Below are 20,877 nucleotides of genomic sequence, written 5' to 3' on the forward strand. Positions count from 1 at the left end.
CCTTCCCTGGTCATTCACTGAAGACGAACTCCGGTTGGCTCGACGGACTGGTCAGGATGCACGCCGTCAATGGCGGGTCGATCCCCCCGGACGTGTCGATTCGGATGCGTATCGGATTTACGTCCGGCTCATCAACCCGGACGTGACCGCTCACGATGACCCGCCCCGGAGCGGGTATGGTGTGCTTCGAGAGAGTCTTGTCCGCCCCCAGCCAGACGGGGTATTCGGGGTTGTAGTGCAGGTGCGTGCCGCTCCCGAGTTTCGGCGTCACGTACCCGTCCCACCGCTTCCGCCGCAGCAGTTCGAGTTGTACTTCGGCCGGCTCGTCCAAGTACGGCGACAGCCCGTTGTGAACGAACACGTGCCCATCGCTCTCGGCCACCCACGGCAACTCGGCCAGGAATTCCCGATGTTCGGCCGGCATCGCCCCCTTCAACAGTTCCAGGTTCGCTGTCCACCCGTTGCGACCAATGGGGAAGCCGGTGCCCAGGTAACTTTCGAAGGTACGGTAGTGGTCGTACCTGTCCCGATAGTGCTTCTGCCAGCGTTCTGACGGCGGTCCGTTCAACCCTGCGGCTCGTACCAACGCCCAGTCGTGGTTGCCCGCCACGCACGTCGAGCCAGGCTTTTCGGCGAGCAGGTCCATCACCAATTGGACGGTTTCGCGGACGTTTGGACCGCGATCCACGAGGTCGCCGAGGAAGGCGAGTTTGGCGTGAGGCCAGACCGGGTGCTGACGGAGTTTCGTGACCAGTTTCGTGAGCCAATCGCACCGGCCGTGCAGGTCGCCGACGGCGATGATGGGGTAGTCCAGGCGAGTCGGCAGGTTCACGGCTCTTTCCATCCTCCGGGCTGCGGCTAGATTGCCGAGTACAACTTATGAAGCCGCGACGACGGCGGGAAAGCGAGACACGTATGCTGGTCGATTTGTTCGGGCTGACGATGGAAACCCCCGGCGTCACGTTCTACCTGTGGTCGCCGTGGCGGTGCGCAGCCCTGGAGCACAAGCTATTCGAATCGGTCGTCAAGCTGCCGCACGCGAAGCTGGAGAAGGAACCCGACGAAGTCCGCCTCCACATCACCGAGACGAAGTCGTGGAAGCAGGCTCTGCAAAACTTCTCCCGCGTCCTCAAGGGCTGGCAGGAAGAGGGCGTGGACGCGAACAACGAGAAGCGCGCCTGGCGGTGGCTCCTCGAAGGCGACGTGGACGCCAACGGCTACGACCACAAGGGGGAGAAGTCCGCGTTCTGGCTGTTCCTCCGCCTCTCGATGGACCGCGGCGGTCCCGTGGAAGAAGAGAAGGGCGAAGACCTAGACATGAACGGTTTCGGCGTCTGCGTCTGGGGGGCCGAGGAGTAAGCCGATCACCAGTCATTTCGCCCCAATGTAGACGCCGCCGGTGAACGTCCGCTCGAACGGGAAGAACTCGACGAGCGGCTTGCTGTTTCGCCCGTCGAAGATGCGAACCGGGGCCGCCAACAAGTCCGGGCCGGGGGCACAGACGATGTCCAGCACGCCGTCCTCGTTCACGTCGTGGGCGGCCACGCGAATGCCGCCGCGGAAATTCGGCGGGTACGGGGCGACTTCGCCCAGTTTCCGCCCGCGGATGGGGTCGAAGACTCGCACCAAGCCGCTGCCGTTGATGTCGGGGCCGACGATCACATCCGCCCGGCCATTCTTCGTCAGGTCGGCAGTGGCAACCCACGACCCGACGGTGTGGTTGCGGTCGTAGGCCAGGAAGTCTGCGATCACTCGACTGTTACTTCCCGAGAAGATTTTGATTTGCGGCGGGTGCTGCGAACCAGGGGCGGTGACGATGTCCGGCAGGCCATCGCCGTCCACATCACCGAGCGCAACGCGAACACCGCCGCGATAGTTCTGGTCGTAGGCGAAGAAACTTGCCAGTTCCTTCCCGGTGTTGATGTCGAAGGCCCGCACGTGGGGACCGGCCCCGACATCCGCGCCAGTGACGACGATGCCGCGGCCCTGCCGCGTGCGGTCGGCGGCGGCGACGTGAATGCCGCCCGTCCAGGTGCGGTCGTAGGCCAGGAATTCGCTCATCAGGCCCATCGTCCGGCCGTCGAAAACGCGCACGAGGGGCAGCAAGGGCACCTGACCCGGTGGCGTCGCCCCCGGTGTCGCGACGAGATCGGGGATGCCGTCGCCGTTCAGGTCGGCCACGGCCACCCGAACGCCGCCGCGGAAGTTCGGATCGAAGGCGAAGAAATCGAACAGCGGTTGCCCACCCACTTGCGCGAAGACCGACACCCGCGGCCCGCCCCCTTCCCCCGCCCCGCACGCAAACAGGCCGCGCGAGAGCAACCCCCAACCCGGTTGGCCGGGCGGCGGCAGCGGGAGGATGCCGCCGCCCGGTTGCAGTTGTTCGCCGAGTTGCTGGAACAAACTGGCCACACGGCCGGTCTGGATGCGAATGCCCGGATCGGCCGCGAGTTGGGTCAGCGTCGGTGACAGAGCTTGCCATTGCTTCGCGGCGACCTGATAGGTCGTGACCGCCGCGGGAAGGCCGGTCCCGGCTTCCAGGCCACGTTGCAGTTGGTCGATGCGGAAGCCGAACGACCGCAGTTGGCGGTCCGCCGCGAGCGTGTACACCGCCCCGCCGAAGCGATCCTGAGCTAACTGACGGAGTTGACCGATCTGATCGTTCAGCATCGCGGCCGAACGGATGATCTGCGGGACACTGGTCGCTCCCTCGGTAAAGCCGAGGGCCGCGTGCAACTGCTGGTCGGCGTACTGGGCCCGCGTGACCGCGTCCGCGAGGGCCGGGGCGTTGATCGCCAGTTGCTCGGCCCGCGCGATGAACGCATCGACCACGGCGTCCAATTGCTGATCGGCTTGAAACAAGCGAGCCTTGTCGGCCGTCACCGACGCCAGCCGGCGGAGCACCTCGGCTTGCCGGACGGCCTGATCCGCGAGGCGGCTGAGTTCGACCTTCACCGGCAGACTTTCCCGCGTCCGCGACACTTCGGCCCGCACGCTGTTCAGGTCGGCGAGGAGTTGGTTCGCCGCGTGTTGGACCCGTGACTGGTAGAACTGCTCGGTCGAAATGCCGCCGAATCCGCCCCGCAACGGCTGGGTGCTCAGGATCGGCGGTTGAGCCGAAGCCAGGGACGCCCCGAGGAGCGTGGCGACGATCGTAAGGGTTCGGGACATGGCGGAGCCTCCGAGTTGTGCCGTCGATTGTAGCGAGCCGGCAGACGTTTCTGGGCCGCCGCCTACAATTCGCCGCACCCACTTCTCTCCGAGGCAACCCATGAAGGCTCGTCAGGCGGTCATTCTCGAACCGTACAAGGTCGGCGTCCGCGAGGTCGAAATCCCCGATCCCGGCCCTAATCAAATCCTCGTCGCGGCCGAGTGCTCGGCGATCAGTGCCGGGACAGAACTCGCCGTCTACACCGGCTCGCACCAGTGGTTGAAAGACCCGAACATGCCGGACTGGAAGTTTCCGTTCCGCTCCGGGTACTCGGCGGCCGGGCGGGTGCTGAAGGTCGGCAAGGACTTCCCCGGCGGCTTCCAAGAAGGCGACCGCGTCAGTTTCCCCGGCAACCACGCCTCGGCGGAACTGTTCACCGTCGGCCACGAGCGGTGCCGCATCTGGAAGATGCCGGACGACCTGACTTTCGAACGGGCGGCCGTGGCCTGCATCGCCCGCTACGGCCTCGGCGCGTCAATCCGAGCCGGCCTCACGCTCGGCCGGTCGGCCGCGGTCCTCGGCCTCGGCATCATCGGGCAGTTCGCCGTGCGCTGCCTGATGGCCGCGGGAGCGTCGCCGGTGGTCGGCATTGACGAAGTGCAAATGCGCCGCGACGCCGTGAAGGCCGCCGGCGTGGATTTCGTCATCGACCCGAAAGCCGGCGACGTGAAGCAGCAACTCGCGGCTTACCTCGGCACAAAGGGGGCCGAAATCATCGTGGACGCGACCGGCGTCCCGGCGGCCATCCCGACGGCGATGGGCTTGGCGTGCGACGCCGGGCAAGTGATTGTGGTCGGCAGCCCGCGCGGCATCGCGCAGAACGTGAATTTCTACGACGACCTGCACCGCCGGTACATCGAGGTGAGCGGGGCGCACGGCAACATGCTGTTCGAGCCGGCCCACATCCGCCTGAACGGGGCGTGGGACATCAACAAGGCCCAGCACTGGCTGCTGCGGGTGTTGGCGAACGGCCGGCTGTCACTCGCCGGCTTGGTGCGTCACACGATCGTACCGGAACAACTCGGCGAGGCTTACGAGGGGTTGTTGAAGAACAAGGACGAGTACCTCGGCGTCATCATGAAGTGGGTGTGAAACGAAGAACCCACCCGTCGCCGCGACGGGTGGGCTTTCGGGCTTTGAGAATGCGTTACTTTTCGAAGATCGCGTCGCCGACCCCCTGGTTGAACTTCAGGTTCACGTAGCTGTACGACTCGATCAGTTCCCCCGTCGGCGAGCCGCTGACCGTCGGCTGGTCGTAGGCTTCAACGCGGATGGGCAACTTCGTTTCCTTGTCCACGTACACCACCGTGCGGTAGGCGTACCGCAGGGCGTGGGCGCGGTCGGTGAACACTTCGAACCGCATCACCTTCTTGCCCGCGTAGGTGTACTCGGCCACGCTCACCTGCACGGCGTTGCGGAGGCGGTTTTCCACGACGAGTTGTCGATCGAGCATGTCGATCATCGGCCCGATGCCGAACTCGGTCGCCTGGTGCCGCGTGTGGGCCATCGCCCGCGAGTCGCTCAGATCGACGCTGAGGAAACCGCCCGGGCCGAAGCTACCGGCCGGCTTCATGCGGAGCTTGCCCGCGTTCCGGCCGGACACGTGAACGAGTTCTTCGCCGAGCATGGCACTCGGGCCGACGTAGCGGAGTGAGATGCTACTCGGCTTCATCTTCACGCGAATCTCGGCCGTTTGTTCCGGGGTCAGCTTGCCACGAACGCGGTCCTGGTGGATGACGTGGCCGGAATAATCGCTGACCTTGCCGTAGGCCATCTTCGCCTCGGCGAGTGCCATCGTGTAAGCGGCGAAGCCTTCGACCGCCGGCTTGCCGATCTTCACCTCGGAACTGGGCTTCATCATCGTGCCGGACGCCGTCGTGACCATCGGCACGTCGGACTTCGGCGTCTCGGTCGATTCGATGACCGGGGGCGTGGCCGGGGCCATCGGGCCGGGCGACCCCATCGGCGGCAACTCGGGAGCCGCGGTCGGCATCGGCGACATCATCGGCAGCGGGGCCGGCGTGGATGGCGCAGGCGGGGTGACCACAGCGGGTGGCGCAACCGTCGCCGCAGGCGGTGCGGAAAGAAGTGGCGCTGCAACGGCCGGCGCAGGTGGCGGAACAGCCGCGGGAGTTGCGGGCACCACAGCCGGCGGAGCAACCGCAGGCGTTGCAGGAACCGGGGCCGGCGGAGCAACCGCAGGCGTTGCAGGAACCGGGGCCGTCGCGGACGGCGGCGGCACGGATGGCATCGCCGGCGCGGGTTCCGTCATCGGCGGCGGGACGATGGGAGTCGTGCCACTGGCCGGGATGAGTGGCGGGGCCGCGGGAGGCGGCGTCGGCGTTGCGGGCGGTGTCAGCGGCGGCAACCCTTCCGAGGCCGGCGGCACGACCGGCGTCGATCCCGGCAACGGCGGCAGAGCGCCGGGGTCCGGTGATTGGGCGAATGCGCCGAGCGCGACCGAACCGCTGATGAAAGCCGCGAGCCAAACGCGGCGTGTGAGATGGCGAACCGTCATGGCGTCCCCCTGCCGGAAACGGGTGCGATCAAAGTCCCGTGAGAGCAACGGCCATAGCCTCGCCCGCGGTCCTTGACTAGCCCAGTTTCCGGCCGGGGTTCGAGCGGCTACTTGATCTCGCGAATCTTCACGTTGCGGAACGCCACCGGGCCGTGGTCGGACTGGAGCATGAAGGGGCCGGTCGCGACTTCCTTCTTCTTCCAGTTGCTCCCCGTCGGCGTTTCGAGTTCCACGTTCTCGTGGATGAGTTGGCCGTTCAGCGTCGCCTTCACGACCTTCGCCTTGGTCATCCGCTCGCCCTTGTCGTTCAGCCGCGGCGAGGTGAAGGTCACCTCAAGGGTCTGCCACTCGCCGGCCGGCTTAGCGGCGTTCACCTTCGGTCCGATGCCCTTGTCGATGTGGTGGTAAGCCGGCTTGTCCTCGGCCCGCGGGTAGATGCCCCCGCAGAAGTCGCCGGTGAGTTCGCCCTTCTTCGCGGCCGTGTCGAGGATCTGAATCTCGTAGACGGCGTGGAACTTGACCCCGGCGTTGGAACCCTTGCCGATCAAGAACTCGACGTGCACTTCCACGTCCTTGTAGTCCTGCTTGGTAATCAGGTCCGGCAGGCGGCCCTTGTCGCCGTTCACCCACACGTCACCCTTACCACTCGGCTTCAATTTCTTGCCGTTCTCGGCGTCGAGCACCACGCCTTCGGCAAAAACCCAGCCGGCGTCCACTTTCTTCCAGGGCGTGTCGGGACCGCTTTTCAGCAACTCCGTCCACCCGTCGGCCGGGGTGGCCTTCGGCGGTTCGGCGGCGAGAATCGGGAAACTCGTGCAAAGAAGTACCAGCAAGACGAGGGATCGCATGTCGGCTCCAAGAATCGGGAAGAGGGTTTCCGGCGGAAGTTCGTCATATTATGATCGTTCACCCCGCGGAAAACCAGAACCAGTTTCCCCTTTCCCACCGGAGCCTCTAATGACTATCGACCGCCGCGTCTTCCTCCTCGGCACGACCGCCCTGGCCGCGTCCACGGCATTCGCACCCGCTGCCGATGCCGGCCCGATCTGGGCGTTCTTCGGGACATACACGGGCAAGGAGAGCAAGGGCATCTACGCGAGCACGTTCGATCCGAAGACCGGCACGCTCGGCGAACCGGTGCTGGCCGCGGAAGTCGGCAGCCCGTCGTTCCTGGCCGTCCACCCGACGAACAAGTACCTGTACGCCGTCGGCGAAGGTGCGGTGAAGGGCAACAAGGGCGGCGGCGTGTACGCCTTCGCCATCGACGCGGCGACCGGCAAGCTGACGAAACTGAACGAGGGTGACAGTGTCGGGGCGGGGCCCTGTCAGGTGAGCATCGACCCCAGCGGCAAAATGCTCTTTATCGCGAACTACGGCGGCGGCAGTTCGACCGTCTTCGCCGTCAACGCCGACGGCAAGCTCGGGAAGCAACTCGCCTTCAACCAGTACGCCGGCACCAGCGTGGACAAGGGCCGGCAGGAAGCCCCCCACACGCATTGCACGGTCTTCGACAAGGCCGGCCAACACTGCTTCGTCGTCGACCTCGGCCTCGACACCGTGATGGTCTACGCCGTGGACCCGACCGCCGGCACACTGTCCGACAAGCCGCAATTGATCACCATGCCGAAGGGCACCGGACCACGGCACATCGCCCTGAACAAGGACAATACCATCGCCTACGTCAACGGCGAACTCAACATGACCGCCAACGTGGTCAAACTCGACATCGCGGCCGGCAAGTTCGAAGTGGTGCAATCGCTCTCGACCGTGCCGGAAGGCAAACCGATGAAAGGGTACAGCACGGCCGAGACGAAGCTTCACCCGAATGGTAAGTTCGTCTACGTCTCGAACCGCGGCCAGAACAGCGTTGCCGCCTTCGCAGTCGAAGCTGACGGCAAACTGAAGGCGATCGGCCACATCACCGGCGACATCAAGACGCCGCGGAACTTCAACATTGACCCGAGCGGCAAGTGGATGCTGATCGCGAACCAGGACGGCAACAGCGTGCAGGTGTACGCACTCGATGAGTCGGGGTTGGCGAAACCAACCGCGAGCAAGGTGAAGGTTGGCAGCCCAGTGTGCGTGAAGTTCGTGCCGGCGGGGTGAGACTACTTCCCGAACCGTCTCCGCAGGTAGATCGACAGTTCGTGGCCCAGGTCGGCATCGGTACGGAGGCGAACATAGTCTGCCTCCAGCGTGCGGCAGGCTTGCTGAATCTGGCCGAGGTGGTTGCCCAACTCGGTCAGATAACTCTCGCGGATCGACAGCGGGTCGGTACTCAGTTCCGGCCAGTTTTCGAGGCCGCGGAACAGCGTCGGGTGGCGGAACGGGAAGTCCAGTTCCGCCCCGTCCATCACCTGGAAGACCACCACTTCGTGCTTCTGAAACTTCAAGTGGCGTAGCCCGTCGATCAGCGGCGGCACGTCGTCGAGCAGGTCGCTGAAGAGGAAGACGATCCCCCGCCGGCCGAGCCGCCCGGCGACTTCATCCAGCACCTTGCCGGTGTCCGCGGGTGTTGCTGCGGGGCCGTCGAGAAGCAACTTCAAGATTTCACGGAAGTGGTTGCCGGCCCGGGCGGACGGCCGCAGGAAGTGCCGCACCCCGTCGGCGAAGGTCACGAGGCCGACGCTATCCGTCTGTTGCAGGATGAGGAACGCGAGGGCAGCGGCGGCCGAACAGGCGACCTCGTACTTCGACCGCCCGCCGGACCGGAACCGCATCGACTCACTCGCGTCCACGACCATCCACGCGACGAGGTTCGTTTCCTGCTCGTACTGCTTGAGGTGGTAGCGCTCGGTGCGGGCGAACACCTTCCAGTCGATGTGCTTGATGTCGTCGCCGGGGGCGTACTCGCGGTGCTGGGCGAACTCGACGGCGAACCCGTGCTGCGGACTCTTGTGCCGACCGGCGAGGTGGCCCTCGACCAGTTGCCGGGCTTCGAGTTCTAGGCGGTCGATCTGCGCGAGCAAGTGGGCCGGAAGCGGGGTCATGACTTCTCGCCGTCCCGCGGCATGATGGCCAGCAGCCGCCGGATGATCTCGTCCGGCGTAATTCCGTCGGCTTCCGCGTTGTAGTTGGTGATGACCCGATGCCGCAGCACCGGCGCGGCTACGGCCTTCACGTCTTCGAGCGCGACATAGGTCCGCGAGTTTAGAAGTGCCCGTGCCTTCGCCGCGAGAATGAGGCTCTGCCCCGCCCGCGGGCCGGCTCCCCAACTGACGAACTTCTTGACGAAGTCAGGCACGGGGCCGCTCGCCGCCTCGCCGGCAGGCGGCGTCGGCCGTGTGGCCCGCACCAACCGGGCCGCGTACCGCATCACGTACTCGGCCGCCGGCACTTGCAGGACGAGCTGTTGCATTGCGATCAGGTCCGGGCCGTTGATGATCTGCTCCACCCGCGCCTTGGTGGCCGAGGTGGTCGCTTCGATGATGCGATACTCTTCGTCCTCGTCCGGGTAATCGACGCGGATGTTGAACATGAAGCGGTCCTGCTGCGCCTCGGGCAACGGGTAAGTTCCTTCCTGCTCGATCGGGTTTTGCGTCGCCAGCACGAAGAACGGGTCCGGCAGTTTGTGGCGTACACCCGCGACCGTCACTTGCCGCTCTTGCATCGCTTCGAGAAGTGCGGCCTGCGTCTTCGGCGGCGTGCGGTTGATTTCGTCGGCGAGGACGATGTTCGCGAAGATCGGGCCGTGAACAAAGCGGAAGGACCGGCCGCCGGTGGTCTTGTCTTCTTGCAGGATGTCGGTGCCGGTGATGTCGCTCGGCATCAGGTCCGGGGTGAACTGCACGCGGCTGAACGTCAGGTTCATGCCGTCGGCCAGCGTGCGGATCATCAGCGTCTTCGCCAACCCCGGCACCCCGACGAGGAGGCAGTGGCCGCGGGCGAGGATAGCGAGGATGAGTTGTTCGAGGACATCGGACTGCCCGACGATGATCTTGCCGCACTCGGCGAGCAACTTCCGGCAACCCACGCGGAGCCGGTCGGCCGTCTCCATGACATCCGGCTCGGCCAACTCGGACTCGATCTCGTTCGACATGAAGTCGCCTCGTTTCAATGAAGCCGGTACATCGCCCCGCCCGCCGCGATCCAGACGCCGTCGCCGCCCACGTCCACACTCACCGACCCGACGGCGGCGATGTCCAGGCGTTGTTGTAGTCGCCCCGTTCGCGGATCGAACAGCAGCACGGGCACGTTCCCGCGGAAAGAATCGTCCGCCAGCGTGTGCAATAGGCCGAGGACTCGCCGCATGTGCGGGAATCGGAGGAACGATTCGAACACCGCACTCGCGTTCGCGGTCACGGCGTACTTCGGCAGCACGACCAGACGGTTCTGCGTGAGGACGGTTTGCCACGATTCCGCGGGAGGCAATTCCGCCTGCCACGCCTCGCGACCGGTGTCGAGTTTGAAGGCGACCAGTTGCCCGGCGGTCGGGACGTAAATCCGTTCGTCGTCGGCGAGAGCCGTCAGCGGGTCGGCATCGGCCTTCAGCAATGCCGGTCGATCCGCCCAACGGGTCAAGCCAGCCAATGCGGACAGTCGTTCGACCTCAACGCCATGGTTGCGGTGGACAAACACGTAGACCGAATCGCCGATGACGCGAACGCCTGCCGCCTCGCCGGTCAGGCTGGCTTCACGCTTCGCGTCAAAACTCCACAGAACCCGGCAGGCGGTGTCGATGGCCGAGACGCGGCTCGGCCCGTCCGCGACGACAACGGCACCGTCCGTGAGTCGCTGCGGCGGTGTTGCCCACTCGCGGTCGGCCGTGTCCGCTTCTTTAAGAACGTGGCCTTTTGCGGCCTCAATCAACCACCGCCGACCGGTCGAGAGTTGCACCAGCAGCCGATCCTCAAACGCGACGGCCGACAGAAAGCGAGCGCCGCTTTCGATCGCCGGTTCCGGGAGCCGCGACCGTTTGTGCGAGTCGAGCGCCCAGCAGATACGGCCGGTCGCGAGTTCGTAGGCCACGAGGTGGTGTTCACCGACTCGCAGGACCAACCCGTTGCGGATCGGGATGACTTCGATGATGTCGGGCTGCGTCACGGTCCAGATCGCCCGCCCGCGGACCGAATCAACCTGCGAAACATTGTCGTCACTCGCCAACAGGAAGTGTCCGCCCCGTGCGACCACGGTCGTTGGCCGCACACCGTCGTAAGGCACCAGAGTCGCGGCCGAAGTCACGAACTCCGCCCCGGCAACGCCCGCACGAACGAGCAATCGCTGCCCATCCTTCGTGCGCGCCATCGCGCCCACATTGGCCGCACGTTCGGGATTCGCAGCGGTCACTCGTTCGAGGACGGCCGGCGAATCGAGCCGCAGTGGAAGCCCCACCTTTGGTTCGATCGGGCGGACCGTTTCAGTGGGCGGAATCGCTCCGAGCAAGATCGGCCGGGGTTGCGGTGACTCGCGCGGCGGTTCGTCCCCCTCTTGAACGTACCCCCAGACTTCTGTCGCGGTAGCCACCAACAGGACGTTCCAAGCATAGGCCAGGTTCCCGTGCGGCACTCGCACGGGTTGAGCCGCAACAGTGCCGTCCGCGAGGCGGATCGTGTACAGGGCGGTCGCCGTCGGCCAAGCGATCACCTCGTCGCTGAGGAGGCCGCGGCCGAACGTCGGCAGGTATGGGTCGTCGTGGTTGCGCCAGCCGGTCAGCCCGTCGCAAGAGCCGGTCGCCGCGTCGTAGGCACGAATGCCGCGTTGAGGCCCCGCGACGGTGGCCACCACCTTCCCGGCCGCGGCCCCGATGACGTGGTCGAAGAGCAGAGGGCCGTCCTGCCACAAGAGCTTCCCGGATTCCGCGTCGAACGCCAACAACTGATCGCCGTCGTTGGGAGCCACGAAGACACGGCCGGCCGCGGCCACCGGCGGCGACAAGTCGCGGTAGCGGCCATCGCCAGGGAATCGGCGAATCCGCGGGTAGCGGTACGCCCAGGCCGGCTTGCCGGTGTGCAAGTTCACCGCGGCGACCACGCCCGAGTGCGAGCAAAAAACGACGTTGCGGCCCGCGAGCGTGAGTAACTCCGGCCGCGTTCGGCCGGCCGCCGTAGACACTTCGCACACGTCCGTCACCCAGATCGGTCGCTCGCCGTCGTCGCGGTAGCAGGCAATCGCTTGAACCGCCCGCCCGCCTTCCGACCGCACGAACGCGGCGAGAACGTGCCCATCAACGACGAGCGGACTCCCCTCCCATGACGCAGGCCCGTCTCCCGCTACGGGCGGAAATCGCTTCCACGCCACCCGCGTCGGCAGGGCGTCGGGCAACGATTCCGGCGGACGCGCCAGGCAAATGAGCGTGCTCGGCCGCGTGACCAGGGCTTCAACATCGGCGGGAACCGGGAAGAGTAACGGCGAGCCGAAGCGGAAGTAGAGTCGGCCGCCCGTGGCCGTCAGCGTGAAGTCGGTGTCGGTCGCGGTCGGCAATCGCAATGTGTCCTTCCCGAGGGCGGGTTTCGCGATCGAACGCTGATCGAAGACGACCTCGGCGGTCCCGGTTCGAAGGTCGAACGCGATCACCCGCCCGGCGTCCGCAATGTAAGCACGACCGTCCATCACGACGGGGTGAAAGGCGAGCGACTTCACCGGGCCGCTGCCGGGGGACGCGCCGATCTTGCCCACCCCTTCGACGGGCGGGATCGGCGTTTTCCACGTCGGCTGGCTGGGCCAGTGCCGGTGCAGGTTCCCCGGCACGCGGCCCTCACGGGAGGGCGATCCGCCGAGCGAGGACCAATCCGCAGGATTTGCGGGCGAACTCAACCGCGGCGGCGTGTCCGACAATAGTTCGGCCAGGATCGTGGACAGGTTGCCAGTCTTCCCGGCGATGTGGCCTTCCGCCTTTGGCTCGGCTTTTTGAAAATCCGCCAGCACCCGGCCGGCCGCCTGTCGATCACCTCGGTATTGCGTCGCGAGGATGATCTTCGCCCGCACAAGTGGTAGGGCTGTTTTCACGCCGGGATAGCGATAGCCCTCGGCCTCCGGCAAAAGCTTCTTCCAGTAACCCTCGGCCATGGCGAACTGCCCACGCTCGAACGCCAACTCGGCGAGCAGCAGGATCGCATCTTCCGCGGGGCGACTGAGGGCGTAACGGTCGAGCAACTCCAACAGGGGGCGGGTTTCTCGCCGAGACTTGCCGAGTGCGAGCAGTTTCGCGGCGGGTTCCTCGACGCGATCCCGATACTTCTTCAACTCGGGGTCGGGCAATTTTGCCAGGAACTGATGGACGTACTGCCGGGCGGCGTAGAACTGCTTGCCGTCGGCCGTGACGAGCGTGTCGCCGACCTCGTCCAGAATACGTTGGAGGTCGTCGATGGCCTCTGCCGACTTCCCCGCGACGATCTTCTGCTCGGCTTCGGCGAGTCGTTTGCGGCTGGTGGTCGATTCCCCGCGGACGTTCGCCGACTCGGGCACTTCCGCGGCCCTGGCGGTGCCGACGATCAGCAGGACAACGACGGTCACAATCCGCGAAACCCTTCTCACGGCAGCTTCAAGTCCTTCAAGCGGAACGGGAGCGAAAACTCGACTAGCGGTGCGGGCGATTCGCAGACGATGCTCCAACCCTTGCGGTTGGCCAGATCGACGGCCTTCTGGCTGAAGCGGTAGGCCGCGGTGATGACGCGGTCGTTCGACGTGATGTCCGAATTCACGATCACGACACCCGCCCTCTTGTTGGGCGGCACAAGTTGGAAGGTGTTGTGGTTCGTCCACGACTCAAAACTCTCGAAGGCCGGCGGCGGGTTGGGGTACTCCACCGTCAGTTGAATTTCCCAGACTTCTTCGCGTTTGAGAACCTTTGTAATCGTGGCCTTCACGCCGTCGAGTTGTTTCGTCACCGGCAGGGTCGAAAGGTCGTCGAAGGCGAACGCCAGCATCTTCGGGCTAGCCGTGACCGTGAACTCGCCCGCGAGTGCGGCGACGGCCCCGGCCTTCCGCGTCAACCCTTCGACCCGTACCTCGGCCGTATGAGAGTAGCCGGTGATCGCCGTCTTCACAGACGTTTCTCGCACCCGGAGCGCGTTGCCAAGATCGTCCTTCGCGCTCGTGATCCGCGGCTGCGCGTCCATGCGGAACACGGGGAAGCGCGGCTCCCAATGAACGTCCAGGGCCACAACGTAACCGGACTGCCCCGTGACGCCGTCGATCTTGGCCGTGATGCTCTTGTTGGAAATGCGGAACGGGCCCTCCAGGCTTGCTGCCGTGGCGGACCGGCCGGCCGCGAAGGCGATGGACTTGCTCGCGCCGTTGATCGCCAGGTGCGTGTTCGTGGTGGCAGCGACGCTTTCCAGCAGTTCCCAGAACGGCTTCTTGCCGGCAGCCGGCACGACGGCGTCGGCGTCAAGGGTTCCGACCTCCACCTTCAGACCGGATTGATTTTCGACCCGCTTGAGCAACTCGCTGAGCGTCGTCGGCTTCTCAACCGTGACGGTCGTTGCTAGAATGGGGAACAAAGGTTCAGCAGAAAAACCGATCAACGATCCGGGGGCGAGGAAAACCCCGAGAACTCCGATAAGGCGAAGTAGCATCGTGGTACGACAACCAAGGTGGGACCGTTCGGCCGGAGGTTGTATAGACGGGGCCGAACCACACCCCTATCTTAGCAGTGATTCATCCGCGACACCACCTTCGGCCCACGACACCGGCCGAATAACGATCCGCCGATACCGAATTGAACACACCGCCCGCCGATCCTGCGCCGAACCCGACCGATCGTTTCCGATCGGCGTGGCCGGTTCGGCACGGCCGAACGTCATTTGAGGTTCCTTGATGCTCGCGAACCCGGAAACGCTCTCCAATTTGTCTCCCGTCCACTCGGACGCCGACCCACAGGAAACCGCCGAGTGGCGGGACGCCCTTGAGGCGATCATCAAACACGCGGGGCCGGAGCGGGCGCAATTCCTCCTCGACACCCTGAACCAGATCGCCAGCAAGTCCGGCGTAAAAACCGCGACCGGCCGCCACACGCCTTACGTCAACACCATCTCCGTCGAAGACCAGCCCCAATACCCTGGCGACCGCGACCTGGAACGCAAGATTAAAAACGCCGTCCGCTGGAACGCGATGGCGATGGTGCAGCGGGCGAACAAGGGCACGAACGTCGGCGGGCACATCAGCACGTTTGCCAGTTCCGCAACCTTGTACGAAGTCGGCTGGAATCACTTCTTCCGCGGCCCGACCGAGACCAGCCCTGGCGACGTGATCTTCTACCAGGGCCACGCCTCCCCCGGCCCGTACAGCCGGGCTTTCCTCGAAGGCCGTTTGCCCGAGCAGAAACTCAACAACTTCCGCCGTGAACTCGCCGACGGCGGCGGCTTGAGCAGCTACCCGCACCCGTGGCTGATGCCAGACTTTTGGCAGTTCCCGACCGTGAGCATGGGCCTCGGCCCGATCATGAGCATCTACCATGCTCGCTTCAACCGCTACCTCCGCGACCGCGGTCTTTCGACGACGGCCGGCGACACCCGCATCTGGGCGTTCCTCGGCGACGGCGAGTGCGACGAGCCGGAAAGCCTCGGGTGCATCAGCCTCGCCGCCCGCGACAAACTCGACAACCTGACGTGGGTGATTAACTGCAACCTCCAGCGGCTCGACGGCCCGGTCCGCGGTAACGGCAAGATCATTCAGGAACTCGAAGGCATCTTCCGCGGCGCCGGCTGGAACGTCATCAAGGTCATTTGGGGTAGCGAGTGGGACGCCCTCCTCAAGAGCGACCACACGGGCGCTCTCGCCCGGCGGATGGCGGAAGTCGTTGACGGCGAGTACCAGGAGTTCGTCGGCAAGGACATGCGGACGAAACAGGAAGTCGCCGACAAGATGTTCCTCCCTTACGAGGAACACGGCAAGCGGCGCGGCACGTTCATCCGCGAGAACTTCTTCAACACGCCCGAACTCAAGGCGATGGTTTCCCACCTGACCGACGAGCAACTCGCGCGGCTGAAGCGCGGCGGTCACGACCCTGCCAAGGTGTACGCGGCCTACAAGTCGGCGACGGAACACAAGGGCCAGCCGACGGTCGTCTTGGTGAAGACCGTCAAGGGCTACGAGATCCCCGGCGAGGGCGGCGTCGGCAAGAACACCACTCACCAGAAGAAATCGCTCGGTGTCGATCAGGTTCGCGGGTTCCGTGACCGGTTCAAGATTCCCGTGCCCGATGACAAGATCGACGAGTGCCCGTTCTGGGTTCCGCCGGCCGATAGCCCCGAGATCAAGTACCTGCACGACCGGCGCAAGGCCCTCGGCGGATACACGCCGAGCCGGAACATGAAGTTCACGCCGTGTAAGGCACCCGCCCGCGAGCACTTCGCCGGCCTCTACGTCGAGCGTAAGGGCGGCACCGGCGGCGGTGACGGCGAGACGAAGGGCCAATCGACGACACTCGCCTGGGTGTCGCTGATGCTGCAACTGTTCAAGGACGAGGGTGTCGGCAAACTCCTCGTCCCGATCGTGCCGGACGAGGGCCAGACCTTCGGTATGCCGCCGCTGTACAACAAGGTCGGGATGTACAACACGGCCGGCCAGATCTACCGCCCGGTCGATAAGGGCATGCTCACCGAGTACCGGGAAAGTACGAGCGGACAAATCTTCCAGGAAGGGATTAACGAGGCCGGCGCGATGGCCGACTTCATCGCCGCGGGCACGGCGTACAGCACCTATGGCGTCAACACGATCCCGTTCTACATCTACTACAGCATGTTCGGGTTCCAGCGCGTCGGCGACCTGATCTGGGCCGCCGCCGACAGTCGCTGCCGTGGGTTCCTCCTCGGTGCGACCGCCGGTCGAACGACGATCAACGGCGAAGGTCTCCAACACGAGGACGGCCACAGCCACCTCGCGGCGATGACCGTGCCGACCTGCCGCGCATACGACCCGGCGTTCGCCTACGAGCTGTCCGTCATCATCGAGGACGGCATTAACGCGATGTACGTGCGGAACGAGGAGTGCTTCTACTACCTCACGATTTACAACGAGAGTTACGACATGCCCGCCATGCCCGGCGAGCAGGTCCGCGAAGGGATCGTCCGCGGCATCTACAAGTACAAGACCGTCACGCCGTCGAACGCCAAGCACGAAGTCCAACTGCTCGGCAGCGGCGTGATCCTCAACGACGTGCTGCGGGCGCAGGGCATTCTGGCCGAGAAGTACGGCATCGCCAGCAACGTCTACAGCGTGACCAGCTATCAGATGTTGCGGAAGGACGCGATCGAAGTCGAGCGGAAGAACCGCCTCACGCCCGACCAACCGGCCGGCAAGAGCTACGTGCAACAGGTTCTCGACGGCACGAAAGGCCCGATCGTTGCGAGCAGCGACTACATGCGGGTGCTGTCCGATTCGCTCAGCCCGTTCCTGAAGGACGCGAAGGGGCCGCGGTTGCTCTCCCTCGGCACCGAGGGTTTCGGCCGGTCCGAAACGCGGAAGAACCTCCGCCGGTTCTTTGAAGTAGACGCGGAAAGCGTGGTCATCGCGGCCCTCTCCAGCCTCGCCGACCGCGACGAGTTGGACCGCAAGGTCGTGAAGCAGGCCATCGCCGACCTGGGCGTGGACCCGACCAAGCCGGCCCCGTGGACGGTGTGAGAACAAGATTCGTCATCCCGAAAGGTCTTCGATGGAATTTCGTCTCCCCCCGCTGGGTGAAGGCATCGACTCGGCCGTGGTCGTCGGCGTGCTGGTGAAGGCCGGCGACACGGTGAAGGCCGGACAGAACGTGCTGGCCGTTGAAACGGACAAGGCCGCCGTTGAAGTGCCGGCCGAGGCCGACGGTACGATCGGCCAAGTACACGCGAAGCCAGGCGACAAACTCCCTGTCGGCGGCCTCGTGCTGACGTTCAGTGGGAGTGGCGCGACGCCGGCTGCGCCCGTGGCCCCGCAAAAGGCTGTGGAGCAGGCCGCCCCGCAACCGGCCCAAGCCGAGACTCCCCCTGCACCGGCCACAGGCGGTGGCAAGGTCGAGATGAGTCTCCCGAGTCTGGGCGAGGGCATCGACGCCGCGACCGTGGTCGGCGTGATGGTCAAGGTCGGCGACGCGGTGAAGGCCGGGCAAAGCATCTTGGCCGTGGAAACGGACAAGGCCGCCGTCGAAGTGCCGGCCGAAGCCGACGGCGTCGTGGAAGCGATTCACGTCAAGCAGGGTCAGAAGGTCCCCGTCGGGCAGGCGGTCGTTACTCTGAAAACGAGCGGCGGAAGCGTCCCCGCGCCCGCGGCCAACCCAACCGCCCAAGTCCAACCGGCGGCCTCCTCGAACGGCAGCCCGGCGAAGGCTTCGGTGGCTTCCGCTCCCACCGCCACCTTGACGAAGAAGGATCTGACGCCGGCCGGCCCCGCGACGCGGCGGTTGGCCCGTGAACTCGGCGTCGCACTCGCGGAAGTTAAGCCGACCGGCCGCGGCGGCCGCGTGACCCTCGACGACATCAAGGGCTTCGTGAAGGCTGAGCGGCAGACGAAAAAGCCCGGCGGCGGGAACATGAGCGGCGGTACGGTCGCCGACAGTTTCGCGCACCCGCCGATGCCGGACTTCGCGAAGTTCGGGACCGTCGAGAAGAAGGCCGTCTCGAACATCCGCATGGCCATCGCGCGAAACCTGACGATTGCCGTGCGGACGATGCCGACCGTCACACAGAACGACCTGTGCGACATCACCGACCTGGAAGCCGGCCGCAAGCGAATCGTCGAGAACCTGCCGAAGGGTGCCCCGAAGATCACCTGGACGGTGCTGGCCGTGAAGGCCGTCGTGGCCGTGCTGAAGGAGTTCCCGCACTTCAACAGCAGCTTCGACATGAACGCCGGCGAGTTGATCCTGAAGAAGTATTTCAACATCGGTATCGCCGTGGACACGGAGCGAGGCTTGGTCGTGCCGGTGATCCGCGACGCGGACAAGAAGACCATCCGCGACCTCGCCGTGGACGTGGCGACGATGGCCGAGAAGGCCCGCACCGGCAAACTCGCCATCGACGAGATGCGCGGCGGCACGTTCACCATCACCAACCTCGGCGGCATCGGAGGCACGACCTTCACGCCGATCGTGAACTACCCGGAAGTCGCGATCCTCGGCCTGTCGAAGTCCACACTGCAACCGGTCGTGAAGGACGGCCAAATCGTGCCGCGGCTGATGATGCCGCTGTCGCTGACCTACGACCACCGCGTCATCGACGGGGCCGACGGGGCGAGGTTCACGACGCGGTTGGCCCAACTCTTCAGCGACCCGATCCGGTTGCTGATGGAGAGTTGAGACCTCTTTTCACCACAGAGGACACAGAGCGCACAGAGAGAAGACTTGGTTTTCGTCTTCCGAACACTCTTGGTCTTCTCTCTGTGCGCTCTGTGTCCTCTGTGGTGAAATCTCTTCATGCTCTACCCACTCCTTCGCCCTCTGCTGTTCTCGCTCAAGGCCGAAACCGCTCACAACTTAGCGATCCGCTCGACGGCCCTGTTCTCACGGATGCCGCCGTTGACGAAGTTCTTGCATCACTTCACGCGAACCCACCACCCGTTCACCTTCGCCGGACTGACGTTCCCGAACCGAGTCGGGCTTGCCGGTGGCATGGACAAGAACGGCGTTGCCCCGGCCGCGTGGTGGGCGTGCGGGTTCGGGTTCGTCGAACTTGGCACCGTCACGCCGCGGCCACAGAACGGCAACGATCAGCCGCGGATGTGGCGGGACGTGCCGCGACGGGCGTTGTTCAACCGCATGGGCTTCAACAACGACGGGGCGGATGTCGTCGCCGCACGGTTGGCAATGTTGAAGTTCCGCCCGCCCTTCCCTATCGGCATTAGCATCGGCAAGAACAAGGACACGCCGAACGAGCGGGCGGAAGATGACTACGCTGAAGCTGGCGAAAAATTGGCCCCGCACGCGGACTTCGTCACGATCAACGTGAGTTCGCCGAACACGGTCGGCCTTCGCGCCTTGCAAACGGCCGAGGCGATGGCGAAACTCGTGTCGGCCGTGCGGACGGTCATCGGCGGCAAGCCGCTGTTGGTGAAGTTTGCCCCGGAACTGACCGGCGACGAGTTGAAGGCCGTGCTCGATGCGTGTCTGACGGCGGGGGCGGTCGGCGTCATCGCGACGAATACGAAAGCCGCGACTTCGCCAACGGGCTTGCCGTGCGGCGAAAGCGGGCGGCCGATTCAGGACTTGTCCCGGCAACGGGTGGAAGAGATTCGCAAGCACGTCGGCGGTGGCGTATTGCTGATCGGCGTCGGCGGGATCGAGGACGAAAAGTCCGCGGCGAGAATGGTCGATGCCGGTGCGGATTTGATTCAGGTCTACAGCGCGTTGGTGTATGAAGGGCCGTTCCTGCCCGCGAGGCTGGCCCGCGGGCTGAAACGGCGGGCGGTCAATACGTCGCCCGACCGCCGCTGATGTCGAAGCAGAAGCCCGTCGTGAAGCTGCACTCGCGACTGCTCAGGAAGTGAATCAGGTTCGCAACTTCGTCCGGCTTCCCGGTGCGGCCGAGCGGAATCTTGCTCAGCATCATGTTGATTTGGGCCGGGTCCAACTGGTCGAGGATCGGCGTCTGAATCACGGCCGGGGCCACGCTGTTCACGCAGATGTCGCCCTTCCCCACCAACTCCTTCGACAGCGACTTCGTCAGGCAAATCACGGCCGCCTTGCTCGCGGAGTACGGCCCCATCTTCGGGTTGCCTTCCTTGCCCGCGATGCTGGCGATGTTGATGACCCGGCCGTACTTCTTCTCGATCATCCCCGGCAGCACCGCCTTGCAGCACAGTACCAGGCCGGTGACGTTGATGTTCATCACGTACTCCCAGTCCTCGCGCACGCTCTCCCAAATCGGAACGTCGCGGCCCTTGCGGCTGGCGACACCGGCGTTGTTGACGAGAATGCTCACCGGCCCGGCCGCCTTCACGACTTCGCCGAAGACACGATCCAGGTCGGCTTCCTTCGTCAGGTCGCCGACCATCGGCACGCCGCCGATGTCCTTCGCCACGCGGTTCGCGTTGTCGGCGGACATGTCGAAGACGCCAACCTTCGCCCCGGCCGACGCGAGCCGGCGGCAGACCGCCTCGCCGATGCCCTGCCCGCCGCCGGTGACGACGGCAACCTGGCCGTCGAGTCGAAATTGCTCTGTCATCGTTCCGCTCACTCAAGGGGTCTGTCGCGGCCGGGGAAAGTGGGCCGCGGTGGGATTACGTTTACCCGCCG

General features: G+C 65.2%; 15 protein-coding genes and 1 pseudogene. 7 read left to right on the forward strand and 9 right to left on the reverse strand.

Annotated elements, in window-relative coordinates:
• Window positions 1-10: 10 nt before the first annotated feature.
• The gene (locus PX52LOC_RS29975; protein ID WP_168219290.1) at window positions 11-832 is read right to left on the reverse strand and encodes a metallophosphoesterase; all 822 of its coding nucleotides are present in this window, start codon (window positions 830-832) and stop codon (window positions 11-13) included.
• An 83-nt stretch (window positions 833-915) separates the two neighbouring features.
• Between PX52LOC_RS29975 and PX52LOC_RS29980 the strand changes: the two genes are divergently transcribed.
• Window positions 916-1,359: a hypothetical protein gene (locus PX52LOC_RS29980; RefSeq protein ID WP_149113533.1), complete on the forward strand. Its 444-nt coding sequence runs from the start codon at window positions 916-918 to the stop codon at window positions 1,357-1,359.
• 306 nt (window positions 1,360-1,665) lie between these two features.
• Here PX52LOC_RS29980 and PX52LOC_RS29985 read toward each other — a convergent pair.
• Window positions 1,666-3,273: pseudogene (locus PX52LOC_RS29985) on the reverse strand (hypothetical protein); the annotation flags it as partial.
• On the opposite strand from PX52LOC_RS29985, the gene PX52LOC_RS29990 reads away from it, so the two are divergent.
• Entirely contained in the window at window positions 3,272-4,303 is a 1,032-nt protein-coding gene (locus PX52LOC_RS29990) for a zinc-dependent alcohol dehydrogenase (RefSeq protein ID WP_149113535.1), read from the forward strand. The pseudogene PX52LOC_RS29985 and the gene PX52LOC_RS29990 sit on opposite strands and share 2 nt — an antisense overlap.
• Before the next feature lie 55 nt (window positions 4,304-4,358).
• On the opposite strand, the gene PX52LOC_RS41135 is transcribed toward PX52LOC_RS29990, so the two are convergent.
• Window positions 4,359-5,204: a DUF1571 domain-containing protein gene (locus tag PX52LOC_RS41135; protein ID WP_168219292.1), complete on the reverse strand. Its 846-nt coding sequence runs from the start codon at window positions 5,202-5,204 to the stop codon at window positions 4,359-4,361.
• Window positions 5,205-5,263: 59 nt separating this feature from the next.
• Between PX52LOC_RS41135 and PX52LOC_RS41140 the strand changes: the two genes are divergently transcribed.
• Complete coding sequence (locus PX52LOC_RS41140; RefSeq protein ID WP_168219293.1) at window positions 5,264-5,524, forward strand: hypothetical protein; 261 nt, start codon at window positions 5,264-5,266, stop codon at window positions 5,522-5,524.
• Between the two features lie 312 nt (window positions 5,525-5,836).
• On the opposite strand, the gene PX52LOC_RS30000 is transcribed toward PX52LOC_RS41140, so the two are convergent.
• Window positions 5,837-6,577, reverse strand: a complete 741-nt coding sequence (locus PX52LOC_RS30000; RefSeq protein WP_149113537.1) for a 3-keto-disaccharide hydrolase — start codon at window positions 6,575-6,577, stop codon at window positions 5,837-5,839.
• 109 nt (window positions 6,578-6,686) lie between these two features.
• Between PX52LOC_RS30000 and PX52LOC_RS30005 the strand changes: the two genes are divergently transcribed.
• A complete protein-coding gene (locus tag PX52LOC_RS30005) occupies window positions 6,687-7,835 on the forward strand; it encodes a lactonase family protein (protein WP_168219294.1) in 1,149 nt (382 codons plus the stop codon).
• Between the two features lie 2 nt (window positions 7,836-7,837).
• Here PX52LOC_RS30005 and PX52LOC_RS30010 read toward each other — a convergent pair whose 3' ends face one another.
• From PX52LOC_RS30010 to PX52LOC_RS30025, 4 genes are read right to left on the reverse strand one after another with little or no spacing between them, the layout of a single operon-like run.
• The gene (locus PX52LOC_RS30010; RefSeq protein ID WP_149113539.1) at window positions 7,838-8,719 is read right to left on the reverse strand and encodes a DUF58 domain-containing protein; all 882 of its coding nucleotides are present in this window, start codon (window positions 8,717-8,719) and stop codon (window positions 7,838-7,840) included.
• Window positions 8,716-9,768: an AAA family ATPase gene (locus tag PX52LOC_RS30015; RefSeq protein ID WP_149113540.1), complete on the reverse strand. Its 1,053-nt coding sequence runs from the start codon at window positions 9,766-9,768 to the stop codon at window positions 8,716-8,718. Before PX52LOC_RS30015 ends, PX52LOC_RS30010 begins: the two co-directional genes overlap by 4 nt.
• A gap of 14 nt (window positions 9,769-9,782) precedes the next feature.
• Complete coding sequence (locus PX52LOC_RS30020) at window positions 9,783-13,181, reverse strand: outer membrane protein assembly factor BamB family protein (protein ID WP_149113541.1); 3,399 nt, start codon at window positions 13,179-13,181, stop codon at window positions 9,783-9,785.
• Between the two features lie 17 nt (window positions 13,182-13,198).
• Window positions 13,199-14,170 (reverse strand): hypothetical protein, encoded by a 972-nt coding sequence (locus PX52LOC_RS30025; RefSeq protein ID WP_149113542.1) that lies wholly within the window; start codon window positions 14,168-14,170, stop codon window positions 13,199-13,201.
• Window positions 14,171-14,486: 316 nt separating this feature from the next.
• Between PX52LOC_RS30025 and aceE the strand changes: the two genes are divergently transcribed.
• The 3 genes from aceE to PX52LOC_RS30040 all read left to right on the forward strand — a co-directional run bounded on the left by aceE (window position 14,487) and on the right by PX52LOC_RS30040 (window position 20,076).
• Window positions 14,487-17,291: a pyruvate dehydrogenase (acetyl-transferring), homodimeric type gene (aceE, locus tag PX52LOC_RS30030; RefSeq protein ID WP_149113543.1), complete on the forward strand. Its 2,805-nt coding sequence runs from the start codon at window positions 14,487-14,489 to the stop codon at window positions 17,289-17,291.
• Window positions 17,292-17,322: 31 nt separating this feature from the next.
• Window positions 17,323-18,942 carry a 2-oxo acid dehydrogenase subunit E2 gene (locus tag PX52LOC_RS30035; RefSeq protein ID WP_149113544.1) on the forward strand — a complete coding sequence of 540 codons (1,620 nt, stop codon included), beginning with the start codon at window positions 17,323-17,325 and terminating at the stop codon, window positions 18,940-18,942.
• A 117-nt stretch (window positions 18,943-19,059) separates the two neighbouring features.
• Window positions 19,060-20,076 (forward strand): quinone-dependent dihydroorotate dehydrogenase, encoded by a 1,017-nt coding sequence (locus tag PX52LOC_RS30040; protein WP_149113545.1) that lies wholly within the window; start codon window positions 19,060-19,062, stop codon window positions 20,074-20,076.
• Here the strand turns inward: PX52LOC_RS30040 and PX52LOC_RS30045 are convergent.
• Entirely contained in the window at window positions 20,051-20,806 is a 756-nt protein-coding gene (locus PX52LOC_RS30045) for an SDR family NAD(P)-dependent oxidoreductase (protein ID WP_149113546.1), read from the reverse strand. The two genes, PX52LOC_RS30040 and PX52LOC_RS30045, sit on opposite strands and share 26 nt — an antisense overlap.
• Between the last annotated feature and the right edge of the window lie 71 nt (window positions 20,807-20,877).

Origin of the sequence: Limnoglobus roseus (assembly GCF_008254045.1) — a bacterium.
In the GTDB taxonomy this organism is placed as follows: domain Bacteria; phylum Planctomycetota; class Planctomycetia; order Gemmatales; family Gemmataceae; genus Limnoglobus; species Limnoglobus roseus.